Source organism: Haemophilus parahaemolyticus, from assembly GCF_018373095.1.
Classification (GTDB): Bacteria; Pseudomonadota; Gammaproteobacteria; order Enterobacterales; family Pasteurellaceae; genus Haemophilus_A; species Haemophilus_A parahaemolyticus_A.
In genome coordinates this window covers 1-5,387 of record NZ_JAHAHT010000114.1, presented here as the reverse complement: position 1 = coordinate 5,387, position 5,387 = coordinate 1, and the positions used below count along the sequence as shown (strand labels likewise).

Here is a 5,387-nt window from a genome sequence, read left to right as displayed (position 1 = left end):
GTATGGAAGAGCATATAAGAATGCTTCTTCAGGCATAGTTTGATGGAATGCTGTATCGAATACAGCAACGTTTTTCTCTTTTAATTCAGGGAAAATGCGGAATGCTTCTTTAATACCGGTTAGGTGAGCAGGGTTGTGAAGTGGTGCGAATTGGATTGCATCTTCGATACCTTTAACTACATCATCGTTAATGACAACAGATGAAGTGAATTTCTCACCACCATGAACGATACGGTGACCGATAGCACCAATGCTTGCTTTTAATTCTTCTGATAATAACTCGTTTGCAATGAAAGAAAGTGCTTCGCTGTGTGCAGCTCCTGCACCTAATTCTGCGTTACCTTTTTCGCCGTGTAATTTCCATTTGATGCGTGCATCTGCTAAATGGAATGCTTCTGCTAAACCAGATAATTTTTCATCACCTGTTTTAGGATCTAAGATAGCGAATTTTAAAGATGAGCTACCACAGTTAAGGATAAGAATTAAATTTTTAGACATGTCAAATACCTTAGTTTCGTTAGGGTTTCGTTTTAAGAAAGATAGATAAGACACGCAATGCGTGAAATACAGAGTATAGAATATCACGTTTCATAATCTGAATTAAAGCGTAAATGCAAAAAATTTGATTTAGGTTAGTAAAATGTGATTAAAGAGTTAAATAAACAATAAATTAACATATTTTTCACACTTTATTTAATTTCGCATAATGTAGATTATGTTAAATATATTATAGAAGTAATAAAAATAACTATACTCCATATGTTTTTTATAACCTCTCCTCTATAAAGAAAAAAGAAAAAAACTGACTTACACATCTGCCTAAAATCTTGATTTTTACTGTTTTCTCTAATTGCCTTAAGAAATTTTACAAATAGTGATAAAATAACGAAAATTCTCTCTCACAATATTAGGAAAATAAAGATGGCTAACCCATTTATTGATCTGCAAATTGCCAGCGAAAACCAAGAAGGTTTACCGACTGTTGAACAATTTACCCACTGGGTGCAAACTGCCCTTGCTTTCGAAGCTCAAACTGATAATTTCTCTGAAACAGAAATGACTATCCGCATCGTAGATGAAGAAGAAAGCCACCATTTGAACCTCACTTATCGTGGTAAAGATAAACCAACCAATGTGCTCTCTTTCCCATTTGAAGTACCTGATGAAGTAGAGCTTGCCTTATTAGGCGATTTAGTCATCTGCCGCCAAGTAGTTGAACGTGAAGCCGAAGAGCAACAAATTAGCCTTGAATCACATTGGGCTCACTTAGCAATACATGGTACGTTACATTTACTTGGCTATGATCACATCGTAGATGAGGAAGTTGAAGAAATGGAAGGATTAGAAACAGAGATTATGCAAAAACTTGGTTTTGACGATCCTTATCTTTCTGAAAAAACGATTGAAGAATAATTAGCAAGCTGTATGCGTAAACTGGTTATTCTTACTCAAATTCCTTCTTGGCTATACGATAATTTTAGAAGAAGCGTTACAACGCATCGAAATAATATTATTCAAGAAGGGATTTTCTTACCTCATTTTTCAAATACACACACAGAATATCAATTCACTCCCTTTACCAATGCCAAAGGCTTATTAGGTTCAGAACACCCTTTCGCTTTTTATTTTACAGGCACAGACTCTCTTCATTTCAATCTGGATGCTTTTGCCATTTTAGCGGGTACCATTGAACAACAAGGCTGTTTATATTTAATTTGCCCAAATTGGAATAAAATCGAAACCGTCACCGATTACAATGCGTTACGTTGGAACGAAAATTGCGCTATCCCCTGCCCTACTTTTTTCCAACATTTTAAAAGATTAGTAGAACATTTTAATTTTTATGTCAAAAATACATTAACGCTAAATGATTTACCAAGTGCTCAAAACAGAACGACATTTTACAAACTGACAGCTACAAATTTAACAAAAGAACAGCAAAACATTTTCCAAAATCTACCGCTTGCAAGTGAAGATATCCATCTGATCACCGCACCGCGTGGACGAGGAAAATCCACCCTTGCTGGAAAATTAGCTGAGCAAATTGCACAAAAATTCAGTGTCGTAATTACCGCTCGAAGTCGCTCAGCATTGACCAATTTCTGGAAAATTCCAGACGAAGCACAAGTGACATTTTTCTCTCCCGATACGTTATTGCAGAAAGTAAAAGAACAATCGATTTCGCCTCATCAATGGCTTTTTATTGATGAGGCGGCAAGTCTGCCTTTACCATTCTTGCATCAATTTTGTCACTATTTTGACAAGATTGTTTTAACGACAACAACGCATAATTATGAAGGTACGGGCAGAGGTTTTTCACTGAAATTCTTACCTCAACTTCACCGCAAAGCAAAACATTGGAAATTAACCGAACCACTTCGCTGGAAAGTAAATGATCCTCTTGAAGCCTTTGTAAATACGCTTTTGCTACTAGATGAAGATCTTTCATCCGATTTGCAGAATGTAAGATCCTACGATCCCCACTACTCTTCAACTCTAATGAGTTTAGATGAGAAAAAAGCCTTTTATACCCTGCTCGCACAAGCACACTATAAAACGACACCGACAGATCTACGCCGTCTGTTTGATGGTGGTAATCAGCAATTTTTCAGAGTACTACATCATCACAGGCTACTTGGTGGCATTTGGGCGATAAACGAAGGTGGTTTAAAGCCAGAGATTTCTCAAGCGATTTGGCGAGGAGAACGCCGTCCGCAGGGTAGCCTAGTAGCACAATATCTTTGCTTTCAAGCCAATTTACCCGAAGCATGCAAACTCAATTCAGTGAGAATTTCGCGGATTGCTATCTCTCCAAAGTTACAAAACCAAGGCATTGGCAAGCGGTTAATTTCTGAGTTTATTTTGCACATCCGCCAACAAAAACACCCGCTTGTGGATTTTGTATCGGTAAGTTTTGGGATGTCAGGTGAATTATTGCACTTTTGGCAACAAGCAGGCTTTAAGTTAGTTCAAATAACACCGAATAAAGAGGCTAGCAGCGGTTATCCAAGTGCAATGATGCTCTCCCCTTTAACGCAACAGGGTAACATTTTTTGTAAAAAAGCAGAACAACGTTTCCAAGCAGATCAAGCGGTGATTTTTGGAAAAGAAAATGCAGATTTTGCTTTTAGAAAGGAAGATCTTCAAAACTTAAACGGATTTGCAAATCATCAACGAACGTTAACCGCTTGTTATGCAAGCCTCAAGCGGTTGTATTTGTCTGATACTTTGCAATTCGCTGAGCTTGCTGAGATTTTATCGAGCCCTTGGAATGCAAAATATAGTAAATCACAAATTGAGCAATGGCGGAAAATTGTTCAACAAAAAATATTCTATGCAAACGTTTAATTTCACTTGCAAAAATACATATTTAGTTTTATAAATCAAACACTCTAACTTTTAATCAAACACAACCTTGAGAGGTCAAAATGTCAATGTTTAATCATATCCAAGCAGCTCCAGCAGACCCCATTTTAGGCTTAGGTGAAGCATTCAAAGCAGAAACCAGAGAAGGTAAAATCAACTTAGGGATCGGCGTTTATATGAATGCGGAAGGCAAAACAACGATCGTTAAAGCGGTAAAAGAAGCCGAACGCCAATTATTAGCGAATGAAACAACCAAAAACTACTTAACCATTGACGGCGTTCAAGCCTACAACGCTTATACGCAAAAATTACTTTTCGGTGAAAATGCTGAAGTAATTACCTCGGGTCGTGCAAAAACGGCACAAAGTTTAGGGGGCACAGGTGCATTACGCATTGCTGCTGAATTTATCAAACGCCATACTTCTGCCAAAAACGTTTGGATTTCAAACCCAACTTGGCCAAACCACAATGCGATTGTAAACGCTGTGGGTTTAACCGTAAAACATTACCGCTATTATAACGAAGCAACAAAACGTTTAGACTGGGATAATTTAATCGCAGATTTAAGCCAAGCAGAAGCAGGCGATGTCGTGTTATTCCACGGCTGCTGCCATAATCCAACAGGGATTGACCCAACCCACGAACAGTGGGAGCAACTTGCGAAAATGTCGGCTGAAAAAGGTTGGTTACCTCTATTCGACTTCGCTTATCAAGGCTTCGCAAATGGTTTAGAGGAAGACACCTACGGATTGCGTGCTTTCGTGAAAAATCACCGCGAATTATTAGTCGCAAGTTCTTATTCGAAAAACTTTGGTTTATACAACGAACGTGTAGGTGCTTTCACACTGATTGCAGACAATGCCGAAGTGGTAAATAAAGCCTTCACGCAAATTAAAGCGATTATTCGCACGCTCTACTCTAACCCATCATCGCACGGGGCAAGTGCAGTGGCAACCGTATTAAGCAACCCAGAATTAAAAGCCTCTTGGGAAGCAGAATTAACCGAAATGCGTAACCGCATCAAATCAATGCGTAGCCGTTTGGTGGAATTATTAAAAGAGAAAGGCGCAACTCAAAACTTCTCATTTATCAACGAGCAAAACGGAATGTTCTCTTTCAGCGGTTTAACGCCAGAGCAAGTTGATAAACTCCGCGAAGATTTCGCCATTTACGCCGTTCGTTCAGGACGTATTAACGTGGCAGGTATCGTTGATAGCAACATCGAAAAATTAGCAGAAGCGATTGTGAAGGTGTTGTAAGAATTTGAGATAAAAAAGGTGGCTATTGATCTGCATCCCAAAAGTTAAACTGAATAACCAACTGATTAAGATGCAGATTTTTTATGACCAAATACAATTTTTTTTTCAAACAACAAATCATCGAGTTTTATCTTCAAACAAGCGGTTAAAAATGGGCAATTTTCTGCAGAAGCTGCGTGCTTACATTTTGGCATTGCCAATTCAGGCGTTGTTAGCCAACAGTTGGCATTCAACGGAGTATGTCAAGGAAGGGAAACTGTTTAGATAATAGTGCGATGGAAAGCTTCCTTGGACGATTAAAAACGGAATGTTATTACGGCAAACGATTTGAGGCGTTCGAACAACTGAAAAAAACAATCCATGAGTATATTTATTACAACCATGAGCGCATTCAGGGGAGACTAAAAAGCTGATCTTACCCCTACCAAGCGTGCTCGAATCTTCTCCTCTCCCTCGCACTAAAGATAGTGATTTCAACGCAAATTGTGATCATCATTCAAACCTTGTCAGATATAACGTATTTTAGATCTTTATCTGTTCTTATTACGCAGAAAAACGCAAAAAAGGAGTAAAATATATACAAATAAATAGTGAGAATACTGCATTTTCTTGAAAATGTACTTGATTAAGTAAAAATCGGATCGTTCCTCAAGTATAAATATTAAAATAATCAATGTATTAGATATTTACTTTTATTTTCGCCCAATTTGCAAATCAGTCATATGCGTGTATGATACGTCTACACTTTGATAATAAAGGAAT

The 5,387-nt window shown here is 37.9% G+C and carries 3 protein-coding genes and 2 pseudogenes; 4 read left to right on the top strand and 1 reads right to left on the bottom strand.

Annotated features, from left to right (window positions below):
* Positions 1-498, bottom strand: a pseudogene (locus KH943_RS09135) (acetate kinase); the annotation flags it as partial.
* Positions 499-921: 423 nt separating this feature from the next.
* Here KH943_RS09135 and ybeY point away from each other — a divergent pair.
* The 4 genes and pseudogenes from ybeY to KH943_RS09115 all read left to right on the top strand — a co-directional run.
* Positions 922-1,413 carry an rRNA maturation RNase YbeY gene (gene ybeY / locus KH943_RS09130; RefSeq protein ID WP_304110303.1) on the top strand — a complete coding sequence of 164 codons (492 nt, stop codon included), beginning with the start codon at positions 922-924 and terminating at the stop codon, positions 1,411-1,413.
* 12 nt (positions 1,414-1,425) lie between these two features.
* Complete coding sequence (locus tag KH943_RS09125) at positions 1,426-3,348, top strand: GNAT family N-acetyltransferase (RefSeq protein WP_304110302.1); 1,923 nt, start codon at positions 1,426-1,428, stop codon at positions 3,346-3,348.
* Between the two features lie 80 nt (positions 3,349-3,428).
* On the top strand, positions 3,429-4,625 hold the full coding sequence (locus KH943_RS09120; protein ID WP_304110301.1) for an amino acid aminotransferase: 1,197 nt from the start codon (positions 3,429-3,431) through the stop codon (positions 4,623-4,625).
* Between the two features lie 227 nt (positions 4,626-4,852).
* Positions 4,853-5,038 (top strand): annotated as a pseudogene (locus KH943_RS09115) (IS3 family transposase); the annotation flags it as partial.
* Between the last annotated feature and the right edge of the window lie 349 nt (positions 5,039-5,387).